The sequence below is a fragment of the Streptomyces sp. T028 genome (assembly GCF_048159505.1).
GTDB lineage: Bacteria > Actinomycetota > Actinomycetes > Streptomycetales > Streptomycetaceae > Streptomyces.
In genome coordinates, this window is sequence record NZ_JBLRVZ010000004.1 from 126,644 (window position 1) to 144,984 (window position 18,341).

Sequence of the window (18,341 nt, forward strand, 5' to 3'; positions counted from 1 at the left end):
TCGGCGCCACCTTGTGAGATGTGCGTCGCGGCGACGCGAAGCGCCCGCTCCCTACCGCCCGCTGAGGAAGGATCGAAGCACTTGGTAGAGCGTCTCGGCGGTCGTCGCTCCCTGCACGCCCGGCGTCGCCTCGGGCAACGGCTGGCAGCCGACGAGTGCCGTACGGGTTCCGGCCCGGTGGCCAGCGTCGACGTCGCAAGCGGAGTCGCCGACCATCCACGAGGCGGAGAGATCGAGATCGAGGTCGTGAGCGGCTTGGTGGAGCATGCCCGGAGAGGGCTTTCGGCATGGGCAGATGCTGCGGTAGCGGGGCACGGTGCCGTCCGGGTGGTGGGGGCAGGCGTAGATGCCATCGAGCCGGACCCCATGGCTGGCGAGGAGGCCGCGGAGCCGGTGGTGCATCGCGTCCAAGGCTGCGATGTCGAACAGCCCACGCGCCAGCCCACTCTGGTTGGTGACGACGACCAAAGCGAAGCCCACGTGCTGGAGGGCGCGCAGCGGCGAGCCGATATCCGGCTGCAGGACCAATTCATCAGGGTGGGAGGGGTAGTGGCGGGGCTCGGTGAGGGTGCCGTCGCGGTCGAGGAACACCGCCTGCCGACGCAGCCGACCAGCGCCGAACGCCAATGCCAGAGCTGCCGGTTCATTCTGTGTCACTTTTGCGGAAAGCCTCGAACAGCTCGGCCGCGCGTGCTTCGACGGACACGGTTGAGACGGTCGGCCGGTCGGGCAGTGCCTTGTCGAGCGCGGTCATGTCCGCACAGGTGAAGTACTGATAGGCAGCTGTGTCCGGGTTCGGTACCAACTCGGCGAGCAGAGTCCCGCCGGTCGCGTCACGGTGCAGACGGGCGCACCACTGCGCCACGTCCGCGAAGGACACGGCGTAACCGCCACCGAAGTTGTAGACCCCAGCCGGCACCGGCGGGTGCTTCACGAGCTGGACGATGGTGGTGGTGACGGTCTCGACGGGGATGTAGTCGCGGGCGGCGGTCAGGGAGTCGTCGAAGACGCGGATCTGCCCGGTGCGGGCGGCCTGACGCAGGAGCTGGGACAGGATCGAGGCCATCGGGCCTTTGTCGGCCTCGTCGGGGCCGAAGACGTTGGTGTAGCGCAGCCCCACCCAGTCGAGGCCGGTGCCGTGGCGGGCTCGCATCTGCTGGTCGAGGGCGAGCTTGGAGGCCGCGTACAGGTTGAGCGGCCCGGAGCAGCGGGAGGAGTCGGTGTCCGCGTCCTCGGCGATCGCTGTGCGGTGGTGGAGGGTGCCGTAGACGGAGTGCGAGGAGGCGTAAATCAGGCGGGCGCCGCCGGTGCGGCAGGCGTCGGCCAGACGGAGCGGTCCGAGGGTGTTGGTCTCGTCCAGCTCGGGCCCGGCCGGGACGCGTGTGTCGCTGATACCGGCCTGGTGCACCACTGTGGCGTAGCGGCCAGCTGCGATCTCGGCGAGGAGAGCTGGACTGGCGAAGTCGCGGTGCTGCCAACGGGCCTTACCAGCGAGGTGGTTGGGGGCTGGTCGCAGGTCGACAGCGGTGACCTGGCATCCGGCGCGGTGAAAGGCGGCCACGGTGTGTCGTCCGATGAACCCGGCCGCGCCGGTGACCAGTACTTCGCCTGCGGGGGTCATCGCACGCCTGCCTGCCGGGAGAGCTGGTCGATGCGGCTGGTTGTGGAGTGACCGTCGAGGTACGGCACGACGACGACTTCGCCGCCCCAGCTCTCCACGAGGTCGGCCTCGGTGATCCGCTGGCCCGCGTAGTCGCCGCCCTTGACCCAGATGTCGGGGCGGAGCTCGACCAGCATCTTCTCGGGGGTGTCCTCGTTGAAGACGAGCACGTCGTCCACGCTGTCCAGCGCTTTCAGCATCGCGGCACGCTCGTGCTCGCCGACGACTGGCCGGTCCTCGCCCTTCAGGCGGCGGACGGAGTCGTCGCTGTTGATGCACACCACCAGGATGTCGCCCAGGCGTCGGGCTTGGGTCAGGAGGGAGAGGTGTCCGGCGTGCAGCAGGTCGAAGCAGCCGCCCGCGCCCACGACTTTCCCGCCGCGCGCTCGTACTCGGTCGGCCAGTTCCAGCGGGCCCGGCTGGTCGGCGGGCGGCAGGGCATGGAGGCCGGCGGGGCCGCCTGCTTGAACGTAGGTGGTCGCGGCGTCGACGGCCGTGGCCACGGCGTGAGACGGCAGCCGTCCGAGGCCGAGCATCTTGGCTGCGGTGACCGCGAGCTGGTCCCCGGCCCCGCAGGCGTCCCCGGCGGCGGGACGGGCTGGGACGACCAGGGGGTGGGCGTCGGGGTCGGCGACCAGGACCGCGCCGTCGCGTCCCCGTGTGACTGCGACCTGCTTGACTGGCCATACGGACAGCAGCCGCCCGCCCCGTGTGGCGTCGTCGCCAAGGTTCCGCGGTCCACTGCCGCCGGTCAGGGTCAGGGCTTCGTGCGCGTTCGGGACGGCCAGGGCCGTCCCCGGCACCGGCTCGGCCCCCTTGGGGTGGGGGTCCCACACCAGAGGGCTACGGCAGGCCGCTTCGGTGAGTACCTGGCGAAGTTCATCGTGGGCGGCGATGCCGCGCCCGTAGTCGCACACCACCACGGCTGCGGCCTCGCCCAGCCGAGCGCGGGCGATGTCCGGGAGTGGACCGAGCCGCAGCGGGTCAGCTGCCGTGTCGAAGCGGAGCAGGGTGCGGTCGGCGACGCGGACTCGGGTTTTGACCGGGGTGGTGCCGTCTATGGCAAGGTCGATGACCTCGACTCCGGCCTCACGAAGCATCCCGCGGACGCGGGCCCCAGGGGTGTCCTGTCCGAGACCGCACACCAGGGTGACGCGCCAGCCCTGCTCCCGGGCTGCCAGGACGGCGGCCAGCCCGGCGCCCCCCGGACGGTCGATGCCTTGCGCTTCGGCGACGACCGGCACCGGGGCTTCCGGGGACAGCCGGTCTGCTGTGCCCGTGATGTCATGGTCCAGCACCACGTCACCGACCACCACCAGCCGCCGTACGCCGTCCAGTTCTTCATCGCCGGGCGCGGTCAGCCCGGCGACGTGGGTGTCGACGGCCGCGCACAGTACGTGCACGGCCACCAGGTGGCATTCCTGGACAGTGGCGACATCCTCGGCGTCCAGGTACACGGCCTGATCGCTGGCTTCGGCGAGCGGGTTCGGTGCCGGGCCGGTCAGGGCCCACACGGTGAGGCCGAGTTCCCGGGCGGCGCGGACGGCGGCGAGCACGTTGGGGCTGCGGCCCGAGGTGGAGAGCAGGAGTAGGACGTCGCCGGGTCGGCCATGTGCGCGGACCTGTCGAGCGAAGACCTCCTCGGCGCCGTAGTCGTTGACGATGGCGGTCACCGAGGAGGAGTCGGCGTGTAGCGCGATGGCGGACAGCGGCGCCCGCTCGGCGCGGAAGCGACCGACCAGTTCGGAGGTCAAGTGCTGGGCCTCGGCTGCCGAGCCGCCGTTGCCCGCGACCAGCAGTCGCCCTCCCGCGGGCAGCCGGTTGGCGAGGAGGCGGCCCCATGTCTGGAGGCGATCGACATCGAGCAGGGGTAACGCAGCGGCGAGCGCCTGTATGTGCGCGCGGCCCGACTGGGGCACGTTCAACTCCCTCGAAGGACAAAGCAGCAGGGGTGGTTGCCGGGGTGCCGGCGCTCGCCGACCAGCGCCGACACCCCGGGGGTCACGAGGCGGTGGGCCGATAGCGGGCAAACATCGGGCTGTACGCGGTCAGGGCGCGGTCGCGCTCCAGGAGCGGATAGTCCAGGAGCTTCTCGACGATGCGATGTTCGGCGAGCAGGCGCTCAGCGTGCTGGAGCAGCACGGTGTCGCCGAGTTCGGTGAGGTGAACGCCGTCGCTCCACACCCCGCCCGCTTTGTCATCGGCGGGCAGGTGCCGGGCGACGGCGGTGAAGGGGTTCCACACGTCCAGGAACAGCGCGCCGTGGGCGGCCGCAGCCTTGCGGGCGGCCTCGTTGTAGCGGGCGAGCTCGGTGTTCATGGCGGTGACAGTCCCGGGGTCCTCGATCGGACCGAACGGTGTCTCGCTGATGACGACGACCTGCCGGGAGTAGCCGGTCAGCTGCTCCAGCATGGTGTTGATGTGCCGGGTGTACTCGTCAAGGTCGACCGCCTCGGACAGCCGGTTCTGGAAGCGGCGCCAGACGTCGTTGATGCCGCAGCCGAGGAACACCAGGTCGTAGTCGACGCCTTCGGTCGCCCGGTCCGCTTCCACGAGGGAGGCGATGTCTCGGCTCGTGGCACCGCCCTCGCCGCGGTTGCGGACATCGAAGCCGACGTGGGCGTGGGCGGCGCGCAGCGAGAGCGTGAGGCGATGCACCCAGCCGCGCTGGTGCCAGCCCTCGACGGTGACCTTGGAGCCGATCTCGGGCAGATCGGCCTGGGTGGTCATCTGAGCGTTGAACGCTTCGAGGTGCTCCATGATGCTCGTCCCGAAGAACCCCACGGTCAGGGTGCGCCGGTCCTCGCCTGCGACGGGGGCGCCGTCGAAGTGGCGGCGGACTCCGGCTGGGACGCCTGTGGCGACGGTGTCGGGCGGGATGCTGTGGGAGACGACGGCGTTTGCCCCGACCAGTGCGTTCGCCCCGATGCGGACGCCGCCGGTGACCGTGACCTTGTTCGAGAGGGTTGCGCCCGGCTCGATGATGATCGGCGCGGCCTCGAATCCGGACGCCCACGGCACGGGTTGCCCGGTGGGCACATTGCCGGCGGTGCGCACGCGGTGGTTGTGGTCGTGCAGGTCGACCATGTTCGACAGGGCTGCGCCGTCGCCGAGCCGGATGCCGGCCATTGCGGAGATGAAGGTGTTCTCTCCTATGGCAACGTCGTCGCCGATGGCGACGGTGGCGCCGCGGTGGACCTGGATGGTGGACCCTCGCCGGATGGACACGCGGTCACCGATCGTCAGGTGGGCACCGGTGTCGAGTTCGACCACAAGGTCGTCGGGCAGGTCGCAGTCCTCACCGAGGGTGAGTGCCGCGCCGTGCTGGGCGCGCAGCCGGTCGGCTACCGGCACCTCGGAAGAGGCAGGGGCTGTGCTGGTCATCGCGAATCGGTCCTGTTCGCTTGTTGCGGATGATGGCTACGAGGCCGGCCCTCAACCTACCGGCCGTAAACGGTTGGTGTCGGACAGTCAGTTCGGCCGGTCCTTACGGACGAGGAACGGACCGATGGCGAGTACGTCCAGGGGGCCCGCGGCGAAGGTGGCGACTGCGTCACGGGGGGTGCACACGATCGGCTCGGCCTCGTGATTGAACGAGGTATTCAGCAGCGCGGCTGGCCTGCCGGTCTGCTCGGCGAACGAGGCGAGGAGGCGCGCGTACGGGTCGGCGTCGTCGCGGGCGACGGTCTGCGGGCGCAGTGTGCCGTCGGTGTGGACGACGGCCGGGATCATCTGCCGCGCGGCCTCGGTAGCCTGCCTCGCGACGATCATGAACGGGTGGGGGACGCTCGTGCCGATCAGGTCGGGCGCGGCCTCCTGAAGGAGGACCGGAGCGAGAGGCCGCCACGGCTCCCGGTGCTTCACGCGGTCGTTGATGTGGTCGCGGGCCTGGGTGTGGTGGGCATCGGCGAGGATGCTGCGTTGGCCGAGCGCGCGAGGTCCGGCCTCCATGCGCCCCTGGAACCAGCCGACGGTGCGGCCAAGCGCCAGGTGCCCGGCCACCGCGGTCGGCAGGTCATCTCCATGGTCGCGGAAGGCCAAGCCGTAATCGGTCAGGGCCGTCCGGATGGTGCCCGGGTCGAAGGCAGGGCCAAGGGCGGCGGTGGTCATCGACTCGCCGGGCAGCGTCAGGTCGCCGCGGCGCACCGCGGCCTCGAGCGCCGCGCCGATGGCGCACCCGGCGTCCCCGGCGGCCGGCTGTACGAACAACTCGTCCACGTCGCGCAAGGCGGCGAGACGGCCGTTGGCGGAGCAGTTCAGGCCGACGCCGCCCGCGATGCACAGGCGCCGGACGCCGGTGAGGGTGAGCGCTTCGCGGGCCAGTTCGGTCAGGCACTGCTCCAGCAAGTCCTGCGCCGTGGCAGCGAGGTCGGCGTGCTCGGGGCGGTAGCCGCTGTCAGGCACGACGCGGCCATCGGTGTAGGTGCGGGCGCGGCGGTGGGGCGGAATTCCGAGGTCGGTGTACGCGGCGGCGTACGCGGCCTTCAGGCGCTGGTAGTAGCGCAGGTCGGTGTACTGGTCGTCGACCTGTTCCTCGGGGCGGATGCCCCAGCGGGACAGGTCCAGGTGGTAGCCCCCGGCCTGCGGGCGCAGAAAGTCCAGTTGGTAGCGGTTCGGGTTACCGTAGCCGGCCAGTCCCATGAGCTTGCCGGAGCTCGTCCAGTCCCCGAGCCCCAGGTGTTCGGCGACCGTCTCGTAGAACCACCCGAGGGACTGCGAGAAGGGAAACTGACGTAGGACCTTCAGCCCGCTGGTGGTGCCGTGAGCGAGGGTCGCGGAGATACCGTCGCCCGAGCCATCGACTACGAGCACAGCGGCCTCTTCGAACCCGGAGGGGTGGAACGCCGAGGCGGCGTGCGCGAGGTGGTGCTCGATCACAGTGACCTGCCCCGGCCGGTGATGGTCGAACAGGGCGGGGTCGAGGAGCTCAGCGATCAGCTCAGCGTCGGTACACGTGTCGCTCGGCTCGGGCCAAGTGGGGTTGAACGCGATGGCGATCTCGTCCACCTCGGCCAACGTGATGCCTGCCTCGGACAGGCAGTACGCCGCGGCCACCGCGCAGGAGCGAGAGTCCTTGTGATGCTTGCGGCGGGAGAATCTCTCCTCCTCGGCGAATGCAACGATGCGGCCGTCGATAACCAGGCAGGCGGAGGCGTCGTGGTAATACGGGCCGCCCAGCCCCAGCACGATTCCCAACGTGTTGCTCCGTTTCTCGCGGTGCCCACCGCCCCGGCGCGGGCGGCTTCAGCTGGTGGTCAGGTAGTCGAGGGTCGCCTTGAGGACGGCCGCCGGGTCGATGGTGTCCATGCAGCCGCCGACGCCGCCGCAGGCGACCTGGTGGGCGCACGGCGAGCACGGCAGCGCAGAGCGCAGCGTGGTCCCGTTGGTGACGTGCTTGGGGATGACCTCGGCCCCGTTGCTCGGCCCGAGCAGCAAGACGGTCGGTTTCTCGTGCGCGAGGGCGAGGTGGAAGCCGAAGGAGTCTCCGGTCACCATCACGTCGATCAGGCCCGGTAGCGCGGCGGCCTCCTCCAGGCTGAGCAGTGCGTACGCCACCCGGCTCTCGTCGGCGCCCCGCATCCGCAGGTGCCGTATCAGGGTCTCGCACGCGTCCCGGTCGGTCGGGCCGCCGAGGACGGCCAGTTGCGCGCCCTGGTCGAGCAGCGTGTCGGCGAGCTCGGCCCAGTGCCGTGCTGGCCACAATTTCGTCGGCAGCGATCCGCCCAGGTTCAGGCACACCCGGGGCCCGGTGCGTTCTCCGAGCAGGCCGGCCACGCGCCGTCGCGCGGGCTCCGGCACGTCGAGGACGTATGGCTCGCCCGCGTACGTGTAGCCGGCGACGGCGAAGTACAGCTCCGTCCACGTCTGCGAGTTGGTGATCGTGCGGTAGTCGTTCCAGGTGTTCTGCCGGAAGAACTGCATCGCCGCTTCACCCATCGGGTAGAGGGCGTGGTGGGGTCCGCCGAAGGCGAGACCTGCCTTGTGGCCGGCGTTGATGCGGTCGACCAGCGCCGCCGCAGACGGGGTCCGCTCGAAGGAGTACACGGCGTCGAACCGGCGCGACGGCAACTGGGCCGCCGCCTCCCAGTTGTGGACGAGGACCTCGTCGACGTACGGGTTCATCCGCAGGATCGGCGCGCACGCCTCGTCCACCAGCCAGGTGATGTGCGCGCCGGGTTTCTCGGCGCGGATCCGCTTCGGCAACGGGGAGGCGATGAGCATGTCCCCCAGCAGGCCGAGCATCACGATCAGTACCCGGTGGTCGACGGGGTCATGATGCGGGCAACCGTGGCAGGGCAGCCAGTAGCGGCAGGGCATCCCGCCGACGAAGTGCCGACAGTCCGGGTGAATTACGAACGTGTCCGTCGTGTGCACGGGGCCGAGGAAGGCGCCCTTGGCCGGGAGCTGCTCCGGGATCACGTCCCATCACCTCCCCCTCCGGCGGCCTTGAGAGCGATGTGGAGGACCTGCTCATCAGCTCCGGCAGACGGGTGTGCTTCCGCCAGTGCCGAGGTCCGCGCCGCGACGGCGGCTGGATCCTTGCCGTCGCGCAGCACGGTCGTGAAGATCTCGGCGATCTCCACCATTCCGGCCGCGCCCATCCCCGCCCAGGACACCTCCTGCACGCCCAGGCGCAGCCCTGCCGACGCGGTGATATGCGGCAGCGGGATCGCATTGACGACGATTCCCGCCGCGAACAGCCGCCGGGAGGCTTCCTCGGCGTCCATCAGCGGCTCGATGTCGATCCACAGTTGGTGACAGTCGGTGAACCCTCCCTTCTCCCCGCACACCGTGAACCCGCGCTCGGCCAGGGCCGCACCGAGGCGGCGCGCATTGTCGACTGTCGTCCGGGCGTATGTAATGCCGCGGGTGTCCATCTCGGCGGCGGCCACAGCCAGGGCCACGACGTCGGCAGGATGGTGGTGGGAAACGAAGTGTGAGGCGTGCTCGCCCAATCGGGCGGCCAGTCCTGTGTCGTTGGTGGCCAGCAGCCCCTTGTGCGGACCCGGGTAGGTCTTGTGGGTGGAGCCGCCGAGGCTGTCCGCGCCCTCCGAGAGAGGGTTCTGCCAGGCTCCGCCAGCGATCAGGCCCAGGGTGTGTGAGGCGTCGTAGTGGATCACCGTGTCGGGGCCGACCACTTCGCGCAGCCCGTGCAGGTCCAGGGGGAACAGGCACATGAATGCGTCCAGGTACACCAGCTTCGGCCGCGGCCCGCCGGCCAGCCGGTGCGCCAGGGTGTCCAGATCAAGCGTGCAGGTGGCCGGATCGACGGGGAGATCCTTCATTAGCAGGCCCAGCCGGGTGCCGATGAAGCGAGTCGAGCCGTGCCCTCCGTCGCCCTCCGAGAGGTTGAACGCCGTCGTCCCGGGGCGGGCCAGCGCAGAGAGCGCCACCGTCAGCGCCGACACGCCGGACACCGGCTTCAGGTTCACATGCCGCGCGCACAACTGCTCGCCGAGCCGTACGGCCGTTGCCCGCTCGATTTCGACCAGGTCCTGCCGTCCCGGCCACGCCCAGTTGTCGCCCCCGCCGTCGGGGCCGGGGAAGGCATACCGGACCGCGGCCTCCATGAGGTGCGGCACCCGGGCGGCCAGCGACAGCCCGTTCTCGCTCGGCACCAGATGCAGCCTGTGCCGAGCGGCTTCGTGGTGCGTCGCCGCCTGCCGCAGCGCAGCGAGCGCCTCGGACGGGATGCGGGTCACGAAGCGATCTCCTGACTGTCGAAGACGAGCGCCACCGGGGCGAGCGGGGCCTTGGCCGGCCGGTAGCGGATCTGGTCCGGCGGGCTGCCGAGCAGCCGCGGCAGGCCCCGGTGGAGGACAGAGGCCATAACGGCAAGGGTCATCAGCTCCGCGAGCGGTCGTCCCAAGCAGGCGTGCGCGCCACCGCCGAACGCCCGCAGCCGCGCGCTACGTTCCTGCTGGGCGAGGTACCGTCCTGGCCGGAAGGCGTGCGGCTGTGGGAAGACCTCAGGGTCGAAATGCCCTGCCGACGGGGAATACGCCACTCGCGCTCCGGCCGGAATCCGGAAGCCGCCCAGCTCAACGGAGCACACCGCCTCCCTCATCGAGAGTAGGTTCGGCGAATGTAGGCGCTGGGTCTCAGTGAGCACCGCCCGCAGCACAGGCAAGGCATCCCGCCGCGTCAGCAACTCCGGCGATGCCATGGCCGCGTGGGCCTCCGCCGCAGCGAGCACGGCATGCCGCCGATTGCCAGCCAGCTCAACCAGGCACCAAGTGATCAGGCTTGCCGTCGTCTCCCGCGCCGCGATCAGCAGCGCCAGCAGATGATCCGGCAGCCGCCCCGCCCTTTCGGGCGCGTCGAACGCGGCCACCAGAGCCGTCAGAGCTGAGCCCGTATGGGGCCCCGCGGCAGACGCGTGCGCCCGGCGGCCGAACAGGGTGTGCAACCGCCGACGGGCCGCACGTCCCACCCAGTACCGGCTGGTCGTGAATCGGCGCCACCCTGGCGGCACGCTCGTCGCTGCGACGAACCGCTCGAAGTCGGCGGCGAACACGGTCGCGTCCGTCTCCCCCGGAGCAATGCCGAGTAGCACCCGTGCGCTCAAGGCGCCAGTGAGCGCACGCACCGCCGTATACAGATCTCCCACGCCGCGCTGCTCCCACAGGGCCGCCACCGGGCCCATCACCTCCAGCAGGGACGGCACATAGCCGGGTAACTCCCGGCCCGACAGAGCGGGCCGCAGCCGGCGCCGGGCCTCGGCATGGCTGTCACCGGCAAGGTTGAACAGGGCACTGCCAAACAGGTCGTGCACCAGCGGAGTGTTGAGCACCTCCAACTGTCCGCGCTCGGCCGCGAACAGCTCACCCAGCCCCGCCCAGGTACCCACTAGCACCGTCTCGGCACCGTCGACCATCATGCGGAACACCGGACCGTGTTGCCGGTGCCCTTCTTGAAGAACACCCAGCGGGTTCTCGTCGAAGCCCTGCGCCGCGTGCTGAGGGGGCAACCTGGCGGCAGCCGGTGCACCCGCCTGCTCAGACACGTGACCGCTCCAGAACGTTCAGCTGCTCCACCACGCGGGCGGTGATGATCGCGTGATCAAGCCCGGTCACCTCCAGCGGCGGCTGGCACGTGCACCCTTCGGGCAGGTCGCCAGCCTCACCGCTTTCCCCGAACTGCATCAACGCGTCCACTACCCGGTCCCCACACGTCGGGCAAGCGTCAGGGAACACCGACTCGAAGTCCGTGCCCCGCAGATTCACGCACGCCACCCGCACCGCGAGCCGCTCGTGTACCCGGCGGATCGCCTCCACCACCGTCCACAGATTCGGGGGCGTGTACAGCCCCGCCTGCCACAGCTCCCACGCCACCGTATTCCGCGACACCCGCGTCGGACACAGCGTTATCCCCTGTACGCCGAGGCCGGTTAGGTAGTCGACCGACTGCACCACGTCGGTCACCGCCTCGCCGTCGGTCAGGAACGGGGGCTTGATCATCAGGTAGATCTTCGGATCCGCTCCCTGGCCTGCCATCACCGTCAGCGCCCGCTCGAAGGAGACCTGGGAGATCCGAGTGTTCACCAGCGTCTCGCGCACCAGCATGTCCGCAGACTGCAGGCCGATTCCGATCTCCAGGTCCACCTCGCCCAGTGCCTCGACGAACGGGGCCAGCACCGGCTCGGTGACGAACTGTGGCAGTGACTCCACCACCAGGCGCTTCACCCCGGACGCCGCGACCAACCGGGCGATCTCCACCTGGACGTCCCGCGGGATCTCTCGCGGCGCGAAGAAGCTGCCGTCGTTGTAGAGGGAGAGCACCTCGTACGACGGTTCGTCCTCGGCCCGCACCAGGGTGCGCCGCACCTGGTCCAGCAGACTCTCCCGCGTGGTACCGCCGTCAATGCCGTAGTTGTTCAGGTTGGTGAAGGGGCACATCGTGCAGGTCGGCACCGAGCAGCCGCCAGACATCACGATCACCTTCTTGCGGCCGACCACGTCACCGTTCGGCAGCCTGATCATGTCGAAGTCAACGAATCGAGGCTCCGCCGGCTTCGTCTGCGTCCCCGACGTGCGTAGCTGTAAGGAGAGATCACCGATCCGGCGCCGCAGATCCTTCTCCGTCACCGGAGAGTCGAGCGCGTGCTCAGGCATGAGGAGCCCCCTTGACCCCGGTCGATCAGTCGGACCTGCCCGCGGACCGGAAGCGCGGCGCAGCCGTCACGAATCCCCAAGAGATCCGGAGCTTCGAGGCTTGGGAAGACCGCCCCGAACTACGAGCTCACAGGGCGCGAACTGAACAGACGACAGGTCACTGCGACGTACACCGCCCGCGCATCCGAATGCGAAGGACTCCGAAGGCGTAGGAGCTGTAGCGATGGAGGAACGCACGCCCCCTGGCTGGAGCAAGCAACGACACACTCGACGAGTGAGCAGAGCAGCTTCCGCTGGAGAGCGGACAATCCGCTGTGAGCGGAGCGGGCAGCATGACAGGGCCTCCCGGGGGACGAGGAATCCAATCCACTTGCCGCCTGTGACCGCGACGACCCGGGTGCCCGTTGCCGGACTCCGGCGAGTCTATCTGGCTTGTGCAGCGAGGGCCATGCGACGAAGCAACCCCGGTGAACCCGTCGACAGCCCAACTCTGGCAGCTGAAACTGTGCGAGAACCAGCGCGCCTTCGCAGTGGGGGTCGGACATACCCCCATCCGCTGCGAGCGCGCAGTGAGGACGGGACACTCAATGAGCCCTCTTCGTCCAGACCTTGCCGACGAGCTCTTCGCGCGCATGTCCGAGGACCAGCGTATTCGAATGATGCCTAAAGTGGAGCGGCCACCGGAGTACCTCGCTCAATGGCGGGCTGTCGATGCCGAGAACACGACCGCGCTCTCTCGCATCGTCGACGAACACGGATGGCCGGGATTCGCCTTGGTGGGCAAGGAGGGTGCCACCGCTGCCTGGTTGCTCGCCCAGCACGCTGATTCGAACCCAGCCTTCCAGCGCCGGGCGCTCAGCCTTCTTGCCGCAGCCGTCGACGCAGGGGATGCCGACCCGGCCCATTGGGCGCTCCTCACCGACCGGTGCCGCGTCAGTGAAGATCGCCCCCAGGTGTACGGGAGCCAATATGTTCGAGACGCCGACGGACAGTGGCGCATGCACCCCGTAGAAGAGGCCGAGCGCCTCGACGCACGCCGCGCGGCCGTCGGGCTCGAGCCCCAGGCCGAGAACGAAGCCAGGATCCAAGCCATGTACGACGAGTAGCTCGTCCGGAAGGAGAGCCTGTGCTGTGAGTGAGAGGGGTCCTGGGTTGGAAAGATCGCCTGGATAGGGTCGAGGTACACCGCGAGGAAGGCTAGTGGCATGGTGGGCAAGATTGTTGTCGTACAGACAACCATCGACGATGAGGACAAAGCGATGGTGCTGGCGCGAGGCGCGGTCGAGAACCATCTGGCCGCCGGCGCCCATATCGACCCGCCGTTGACCGCGGTCTACTGGTGGAAGGGAAGGATCGAGACCGCCCGCGAATGGCGAGTCTCATACAAGACGTCCGCCGATCGTCTGCCAGAGCTTCAGACTTGGGTGGCCCAGGAACACAGCTATGAGGTTCCGGAGTTCGTCGTCCTGCCAATTATCGGCGGGACCGACGCATACCTGTCGTGGGTGGCCGAAGAATCGGCCGCAAGGTGAGCCCGAGGATGGGCGTCCCATTGGTTTGGCTATGTGGGGACCCTCGTCGATTTTTGGTAACCCATGTTCGGAAGGAGCCCTACGCCGACGTGGTGGACTGCCACTCTCGATCGAGGATCGCGTGTACTACGGAGTCCCGCCATCTGCCAGCTTTCAGGACGTGCTCGCGGATCACTCCTTCCTCGACCATGCCGACGACTGCCATCGTCTTGGCCGAGGCATCGTTAAGAGGGGATCGCGCTCCCCAGATGCGGTGAAGGCCCAAATCGTCGAACCCGAGACTGAGCAGCAACCGCACCATCTCCACGCCGTAGCCGACGCCCCAGGCAGATGGACGCAGCGCGAAACCCAGGGTGGCCCCGCGCTGTTGATGTGGATCGGCGGCGAGACGGCCGAGCCCAATCAGCTCGTTCGTGGCCTGTTCGATGACGGCGAGCGCGTACTCGATGCGCGGAGTCGCACTCGCTGAGCCAATCGACCTGGTAACCATCTTGGCCACCTCTTCACGGCTCCGCGGTTCGAAGGAAAGGTGCTCCGTGGCTTCGGGGCTGCCGTAGATGGCCAGCACCGCATCCACGTCCTCAAGGGCGAGTTCACGCAGGGCAATGCGTGGGCTAGAACGTCCGACCGGATACATGGAATTCACCCTTCGCTACTGATCCCTTTCCAGCTCCAGAAACGCGGCTCGGCACGGCCGCGCAGGAAGTCGACGCGTTACTGAGCCTCAGCCTGGCATTCGGGTCGCCTCGCTGCGTATCAGCAGGTAGCCGTGAGCCACTTGGACAGATGAGGGTTACGGCGCTACTTGCCTCGCACAGGAGCGTCCGCCGCGTCCTGATCAGCGCTCGGAGAGTAGCTGGCGACCCTGCCCAGCACTGGGGGTCAGCCCTTCTTTGCCCAGTAGTCCTCCAGCATCTCGCCAGGCCAGGCGGGTTCGTGAACCGGGCCGCGCGGCCCCATCTCGGTGAAGAACGGAGACAGGTCGTAAATCTTCGTGCCGACCACGGCGTCAAGGTCGGTCACCCGCAGACGGAGGCCGTCGACTTCCAGCAAGCGAGGAAAGGACTGCGCCAGCTGATTGGGGCGCCGGTGGTTTCGGTGCGCGAACGTGCCCGTTGCCGGCCATCGGGTGTTCCCGCGGGGGCTGCGGGCGTGGTACTCGACGTCGTCCCGGGATGCTTGGTCGAAGTGCCACACGACCACGAGATGAGAGAACTCATCCAGGCCCTGCACAGAGTCGAGGGGGAATTCTTCCTCGTCGAGCTGAATTACCGACTCGACGCCACCCCAATAGTCATCGGCAACCTCCCTACGACCCGCGACGACTTCCCCAATCGGCTTGATCTCCAAAGTCATAGCCCAGCCTTTCGACTCTGTCTCAACGACGCTTGGATCAATCTACTTGGGCCAGACACATGGACGCGCGGGCATCGAGCATGTTCACTGGGGGGATGCCATGCTTCCGGTAGAGCGACAGAAGTTGTCGCATCTCGACAACCCTCTGCCGGGCACGGCGGGCTGACGCTGCCTCGGCTTGGGTAAGTCTGAACTCTAAAACACCCCACCTCCCCCGATCACGAGTGGGAGCCCTCCGTGGCTAAACCCGATTCCGCGACCGTCCGCAACGCGGCCAAGGCCGTCGTCCTGCATGACGGCTGTGTCCTGCTCCAGCGCGCCCACTGGGAGGGACAGGACTGCTACTTCCTTCCGGGCGGCGGCCAGCATCCCGGCGAGACCCTCGGCACCACGGTCCGCCGCGAGGTCCACGAGGAGACCGGCCTGGACGTCACGCCCGAGCGTCTACTGTGGCTGCGCGAGTACATCGGCTCCCATCACGGCGGAGCCCCGGAGGACCACCGGGTTGAAGCGATCTTCCTGTGCCGGCCCCAAGGCGTCCCGGGCCGGCTCGGCGGCCACGCCGAGGACGACGTGCAGACCGGGCTGGAATGGGTGGAACTGGAGAAGGTGCCCGGCCTGAACCTGCTGCCCCAGGGCCTGCGGGGTCCAATCGCCGACCTCGCCCAGAGCGAGCCTCCCACCCGCTACCTCGGCGACATCGCCTGACGTGCGGATGGACGGCCGTGTCCCCGCCGGCGCCACGAAATCACCACCGGCCAGGCCAACCGCTCTGGCATATCAGCGGACGCGAGCCGTACATCCTGAAGCACTACAGCGGCCCGGCCCGTGCCGCCAACGAGGAAGCAGGCGAGGGCCGGAGGCGTCCTCCAGTACGGCGCGGGCGGGCAGCCGTGATCGTCATGCTCGCAAGGCAGCCGTGATCTGCTCGCGCCGGTGCGGGTTACAACGTCTGCTAACTAAGATTGCCCTCATGGCGACAGACATCGTGAGTGTTCGCACCCTTGACGGCCTGCGCCTGACGGGCACCCTCGTACGTCCTCAGCAACCGGCGACGGGGGCCGTGGTGCTCGTGCACGGTGGAGGTGTCACCCGTGAAGAAGGCGGCTTCTTCACGCGCCTCGCTGGCGGCCTTACTGACGCCGGTATCGCCTCGCTCCGGTTTGACCTACGTGGCCATGGCGAGAGTGAAGGACGACAGGAAGAGCTAACGCTCTCGACGATCCTCAACGACATTCGCGTCATGCTTGCGCACGTCCAGGAAGCGACTCAGGCCGAAAGACTTACGTTGCTAGGCGCGAGTTTCGGCGGTGGTATCTGCGCCTACTACGCCGCAAAATCACCGAGCGAAGTGACGCGACTCGTGCTGTTCAACCCGCAACTCGACTACAAACGGCGGACTATCGACAGTCGGCCGTACTGGACAGATGACGTCATCAGCGAGGAAGCAGCCCAGGAACTCAACGAGCGCGGCGCACTCCAGTTCACACCAACGCTCCGCCACGGGCGGCCCATTCTCAACGAGGTGTTTTGGCTTAAGCCCCATGAAGTTCTCGGGGAGGTTAAGGCACCAACGCTCATCGTGCACGGCACGGCTGACACGCTCGTGCCGTACGAGTCCTCGTGCGGGGCCATCAAGCATTTCACGGCACCGGTTGAGCTCGTGCCCGTCGAGGGCTCGCAACACGGTTTTGCCGTCCACGATGACCCGCAGTACTTGAACCCCAAGAGCCAAGAATATCAAGCCTTCGTCATTCGCACCGTGGTCGAGTGGCTTAGGCAATAAGTGACTCACGGAATTCACGAACCGCCGGCCGGCCGCGCCACCTATCAAGGGTCAGAAGTACCTCACCGAGGACCCGCACTGTGCGCTCTGACTTCACCTCGCGCGCTACTTGGGCCGATGCCTTGCCAACGTTCGCAGCTTCGTCAGGCTCACCGCTGAGGGCAAGTGCTGCCGCCCGTCGCGCATTGAAAAAGCCCGTGTCGCGGTGAGAGAGGCCACCTGTACTCAATACATCGGTGAATAGGTCGACGGCGAGACTCGGCTTACCAGCCTCGGTGTAGGTAATTGCATCGCGTAGGAGGCGCGTGTACCCGGTGAAGTAGGCCCCGAGGTTGTTTGGATCATCCTCGGGAACACTGTCCAAGAGGTCTTGTGCCGTGTCCAACTTGCCGCGTACCACGTCGAGCGGGTCCCCCAGCATGGCGCGGCCCAACGCCTCCTGCTGCGTAACTTCGGCCCGCACACGGACCGGCAGCTGCCAACGGGCATTGCCGGCAGCTTGGGCAAGCGTCAGCATGCGGAGGGCATCACGCTCGTCATACGCCATCTGTGACTTTTTGAGAAGCACATAGCCCTGCATGGCTGCGTCGTCCGCTTCCTGTGCCCACTCCATCGCGCGGTCATACCAGAAGACGGCCGCCTGGGGCTGTTGAATATCTCGGTACAGCCATCCGGCGAACTCTGCACCTTCTGCACCGACGGCGAGGAGTTCACGGCGCACACGCGGTGCTACGTCCCGAGCACGGCCCTCAATCGCGCCCATTAGGCCGAGCATAACCGGCAGCGTCTTTCTGGGGCCGAGCGCCCCATCGTCACGCTTCGCTCTTTCGAGTTGGCGACGGAAGTAGCTAACGACCGGCCCGTCGAAGTAGCGGGCATCGTCTAGCGCGGCAGCGACGGGCTCTAGCTCGTCCAGTCCAAGGCCGGGCAGCGCGGCAGCTGCAACGCCAGTCCTGAGAAAGTCTCGGCGGTTGAAGGGACTCATTGGGTCTCGCTCGCATGCGTCCGTGGCGGTGCTGTCCGCCGAGTGACCAAGTAGCGTGCCCAAACCGCTCGCTGCAAGCGTTTCAGCGTTTACCGGCACCAGCACTGTTCGGCCGTGGATAACGACCGGCAGCATCACGCCGACCTGCGGAGCCTCTCTCTGAGCGGACGGCGTTTCTTCGGGTGGTGCGACCGCAGGAACAGTCTCGGTAGAGACTTCCTGTGTTGGTCTGGGCAACTTGAACCACAGTAGGTCTGCCGGGATCCGCAGGCTATGCGCCCACCTCATAAGTTTGCTGAGGTCTTGCGGAGGTTTGCCACCCTCAATACGGCTGAGTTGCGCCTGATTGAGTCCGAGCCATACCGCCATGGCTTCTTGGGAGAGCACACGGCCATGCCAGGGATGCGTGCGGTAGGCGTAGAACACCTGACCCATGTGCCAACTGCTCAGCGCTTCCCTCATGGTGGGCTGCTGCCAGAACTGCGGGGGCACAACAGGCGGGGAGGCGACAACACGAAGTCGGTCCTTACGGAGGCATGCGGCGCACCGAGTCGCGTGATTATCACGCGCCAACCGCGTGCCACAGGCGCAATACCGAACCCGCCCAGGTGCCATGTGCCGTACCCCGCTCGTCTGGCGCTCCACTCTGAGAGCCCAAGCCTAAAGACGCTAGGCGTCCGCTGTCCGGCTGTCCATGCGCCTCATGCATACCCCGCTCATGCAAGGGCGCAATGACGCAAGAGGCTTCGCTGGCCTCATGCTGCTAGCCGTGCTTCGCCCAGCAAGCGCCACAGCAAGGGAGCACCACCATGAACCCGAACCTCTTCGTCAGCCGACGGGAGTTGACCGCACAGACGGATGCTGTGCACGGGGAACAAGCCGTGAGGAGGGAAGGGACAGCCGGGTG

Annotated in this window: 16 protein-coding genes; 4 read left to right on the forward strand and 12 right to left on the reverse strand. The window is 67.9% G+C overall.

Annotation, left to right across the window (positions count from 1 at the left end):
• Positions 1 to 51 precede the first annotated feature (51 nt).
• From ACLZN2_RS03945 to ACLZN2_RS03985, 9 genes are all read right to left on the reverse strand, one after another.
• Complete coding sequence (locus ACLZN2_RS03945) at positions 52 to 657, reverse strand: D-glycero-alpha-D-manno-heptose-1,7-bisphosphate 7-phosphatase (protein ID WP_416976920.1); 606 nt, start codon at positions 655 to 657, stop codon at positions 52 to 54.
• Positions 644 to 1,621 (reverse strand): NAD-dependent epimerase/dehydratase family protein, encoded by a 978-nt coding sequence (locus ACLZN2_RS03950; protein ID WP_416976921.1) that lies wholly within the window; start codon positions 1,619 to 1,621, stop codon positions 644 to 646. The genes ACLZN2_RS03945 and ACLZN2_RS03950 overlap by 14 nt, the downstream gene beginning before the upstream one ends.
• Positions 1,618 to 3,579 (reverse strand): D-glycero-beta-D-manno-heptose 1-phosphate adenylyltransferase, encoded by a 1,962-nt coding sequence (gene rfaE2, locus ACLZN2_RS03955; protein ID WP_416976922.1) that lies wholly within the window; start codon positions 3,577 to 3,579, stop codon positions 1,618 to 1,620. Before rfaE2 ends, ACLZN2_RS03950 begins: the two co-directional genes overlap by 4 nt.
• Positions 3,580 to 3,661: 82 nt before the next feature.
• Positions 3,662 to 5,044: a GDSL-type esterase/lipase family protein gene (locus ACLZN2_RS03960; protein WP_416976923.1), complete on the reverse strand. Its 1,383-nt coding sequence runs from the start codon at positions 5,042 to 5,044 to the stop codon at positions 3,662 to 3,664.
• 87 nt (positions 5,045 to 5,131) lie between these two features.
• Positions 5,132 to 6,847, reverse strand: a complete 1,716-nt coding sequence (locus tag ACLZN2_RS03965; RefSeq protein WP_416977008.1) for a carbamoyltransferase — start codon at positions 6,845 to 6,847, stop codon at positions 5,132 to 5,134.
• Positions 6,848 to 6,904: 57 nt separating this feature from the next.
• A complete protein-coding gene (locus ACLZN2_RS03970; RefSeq protein WP_416976924.1) occupies positions 6,905 to 8,080 on the reverse strand; it encodes a glycosyltransferase family 9 protein in 1,176 nt (391 codons plus the stop codon).
• Entirely contained in the window at positions 8,077 to 9,363 is a 1,287-nt protein-coding gene (locus ACLZN2_RS03975) for a hypothetical protein (RefSeq protein ID WP_416976925.1), read from the reverse strand. Before ACLZN2_RS03975 ends, ACLZN2_RS03970 begins: the two co-directional genes overlap by 4 nt.
• Entirely contained in the window at positions 9,360 to 10,667 is a 1,308-nt protein-coding gene (locus ACLZN2_RS03980) for a cytochrome P450 (protein ID WP_416976926.1), read from the reverse strand. The genes ACLZN2_RS03975 and ACLZN2_RS03980 overlap by 4 nt, the downstream gene beginning before the upstream one ends.
• Positions 10,660 to 11,775, reverse strand: coding sequence for a hypothetical protein (locus ACLZN2_RS03985; RefSeq protein WP_416976927.1), 1,116 nt, complete (start codon positions 11,773 to 11,775; stop codon positions 10,660 to 10,662). Before ACLZN2_RS03985 ends, ACLZN2_RS03980 begins: the two co-directional genes overlap by 8 nt.
• Positions 11,776 to 12,362: 587 nt before the next feature.
• Between ACLZN2_RS03985 and ACLZN2_RS03990 the strand changes: the two genes are divergently transcribed.
• Both ACLZN2_RS03990 and cutA read left to right on the forward strand, forming a co-directional pair.
• Positions 12,363 to 12,881 (forward strand): DUF6624 domain-containing protein, encoded by a 519-nt coding sequence (locus ACLZN2_RS03990; RefSeq protein WP_416976928.1) that lies wholly within the window; start codon positions 12,363 to 12,365, stop codon positions 12,879 to 12,881.
• A 99-nt stretch (positions 12,882 to 12,980) separates the two neighbouring features.
• Positions 12,981 to 13,307 carry a divalent-cation tolerance protein CutA gene (gene cutA / locus ACLZN2_RS03995; RefSeq protein WP_416976929.1) on the forward strand — a complete coding sequence of 109 codons (327 nt, stop codon included), beginning with the start codon at positions 12,981 to 12,983 and terminating at the stop codon, positions 13,305 to 13,307.
• Between the two features lie 79 nt (positions 13,308 to 13,386).
• Here the strand turns inward: cutA and ACLZN2_RS04000 are convergent, their stop codons facing one another.
• Complete coding sequence (locus tag ACLZN2_RS04000; RefSeq protein WP_416977009.1) at positions 13,387 to 13,944, reverse strand: GNAT family N-acetyltransferase; 558 nt, start codon at positions 13,942 to 13,944, stop codon at positions 13,387 to 13,389.
• 245 nt (positions 13,945 to 14,189) lie between these two features.
• A complete protein-coding gene (locus ACLZN2_RS04005) occupies positions 14,190 to 14,663 on the reverse strand; it encodes a TrmO family methyltransferase domain-containing protein (RefSeq protein ID WP_416976930.1) in 474 nt (157 codons plus the stop codon).
• A gap of 237 nt (positions 14,664 to 14,900) precedes the next feature.
• Between ACLZN2_RS04005 and ACLZN2_RS04010 the strand changes: the two genes are divergently transcribed.
• Positions 14,901 to 15,371 carry an NUDIX domain-containing protein gene (locus ACLZN2_RS04010; RefSeq protein WP_416976931.1) on the forward strand — a complete coding sequence of 157 codons (471 nt, stop codon included), beginning with the start codon at positions 14,901 to 14,903 and terminating at the stop codon, positions 15,369 to 15,371.
• A gap of 265 nt (positions 15,372 to 15,636) precedes the next feature.
• The gene (locus ACLZN2_RS04015) at positions 15,637 to 16,449 is read left to right on the forward strand and encodes an alpha/beta hydrolase (protein ID WP_416976932.1); all 813 of its coding nucleotides are present in this window, start codon (positions 15,637 to 15,639) and stop codon (positions 16,447 to 16,449) included.
• On the opposite strand, the gene ACLZN2_RS04020 is transcribed toward ACLZN2_RS04015, so the two are convergent.
• The gene (locus tag ACLZN2_RS04020) at positions 16,439 to 17,896 is read right to left on the reverse strand and encodes a helix-turn-helix domain-containing protein (protein WP_416976933.1); all 1,458 of its coding nucleotides are present in this window, start codon (positions 17,894 to 17,896) and stop codon (positions 16,439 to 16,441) included. The two genes, ACLZN2_RS04015 and ACLZN2_RS04020, sit on opposite strands and share 11 nt — an antisense overlap.
• Between the last annotated feature and the right edge of the window lie 445 nt (positions 17,897 to 18,341).

Bases quoted from the DNA above. Each gene is read 5' to 3' on its own strand.
- ACLZN2_RS03950 (WP_416976921.1), bottom strand. From the start codon at position 1,621: ATGACCCCCGCAGGCGAAGTACTGGTCACCGGCGCGGCCGGGTTCATC.
- ACLZN2_RS03960 (WP_416976923.1), bottom strand. From the start codon at position 5,044: ATGACCAGCACAGCCCCTGCCTCTTCCGAGGTGCCGGTAGCCGACCGG.
- ACLZN2_RS03985 (WP_416976927.1), bottom strand. From the start codon at position 11,775: ATGCCTGAGCACGCGCTCGACTCTCCGGTGACGGAGAAGGATCTGCGG.
- ACLZN2_RS03990 (WP_416976928.1), top strand. From the start codon at position 12,363: ATGAGCCCTCTTCGTCCAGACCTTGCCGACGAGCTCTTCGCGCGCATG.
- cutA (WP_416976929.1), top strand. From the start codon at position 12,981: ATGGTGGGCAAGATTGTTGTCGTACAGACAACCATCGACGATGAGGAC.
- ACLZN2_RS04000 (WP_416977009.1), bottom strand. From the start codon at position 13,944: ATGTATCCGGTCGGACGTTCTAGCCCACGCATTGCCCTGCGTGAACTC.
- ACLZN2_RS04005 (WP_416976930.1), bottom strand. From the start codon at position 14,663: ATGACTTTGGAGATCAAGCCGATTGGGGAAGTCGTCGCGGGTCGTAGG.
- ACLZN2_RS04015 (WP_416976932.1), top strand. From the start codon at position 15,637: ATGGCGACAGACATCGTGAGTGTTCGCACCCTTGACGGCCTGCGCCTG.
- ACLZN2_RS04020 (WP_416976933.1), bottom strand. From the start codon at position 17,896: ATGAGGGAAGCGCTGAGCAGTTGGCACATGGGTCAGGTGTTCTACGCC.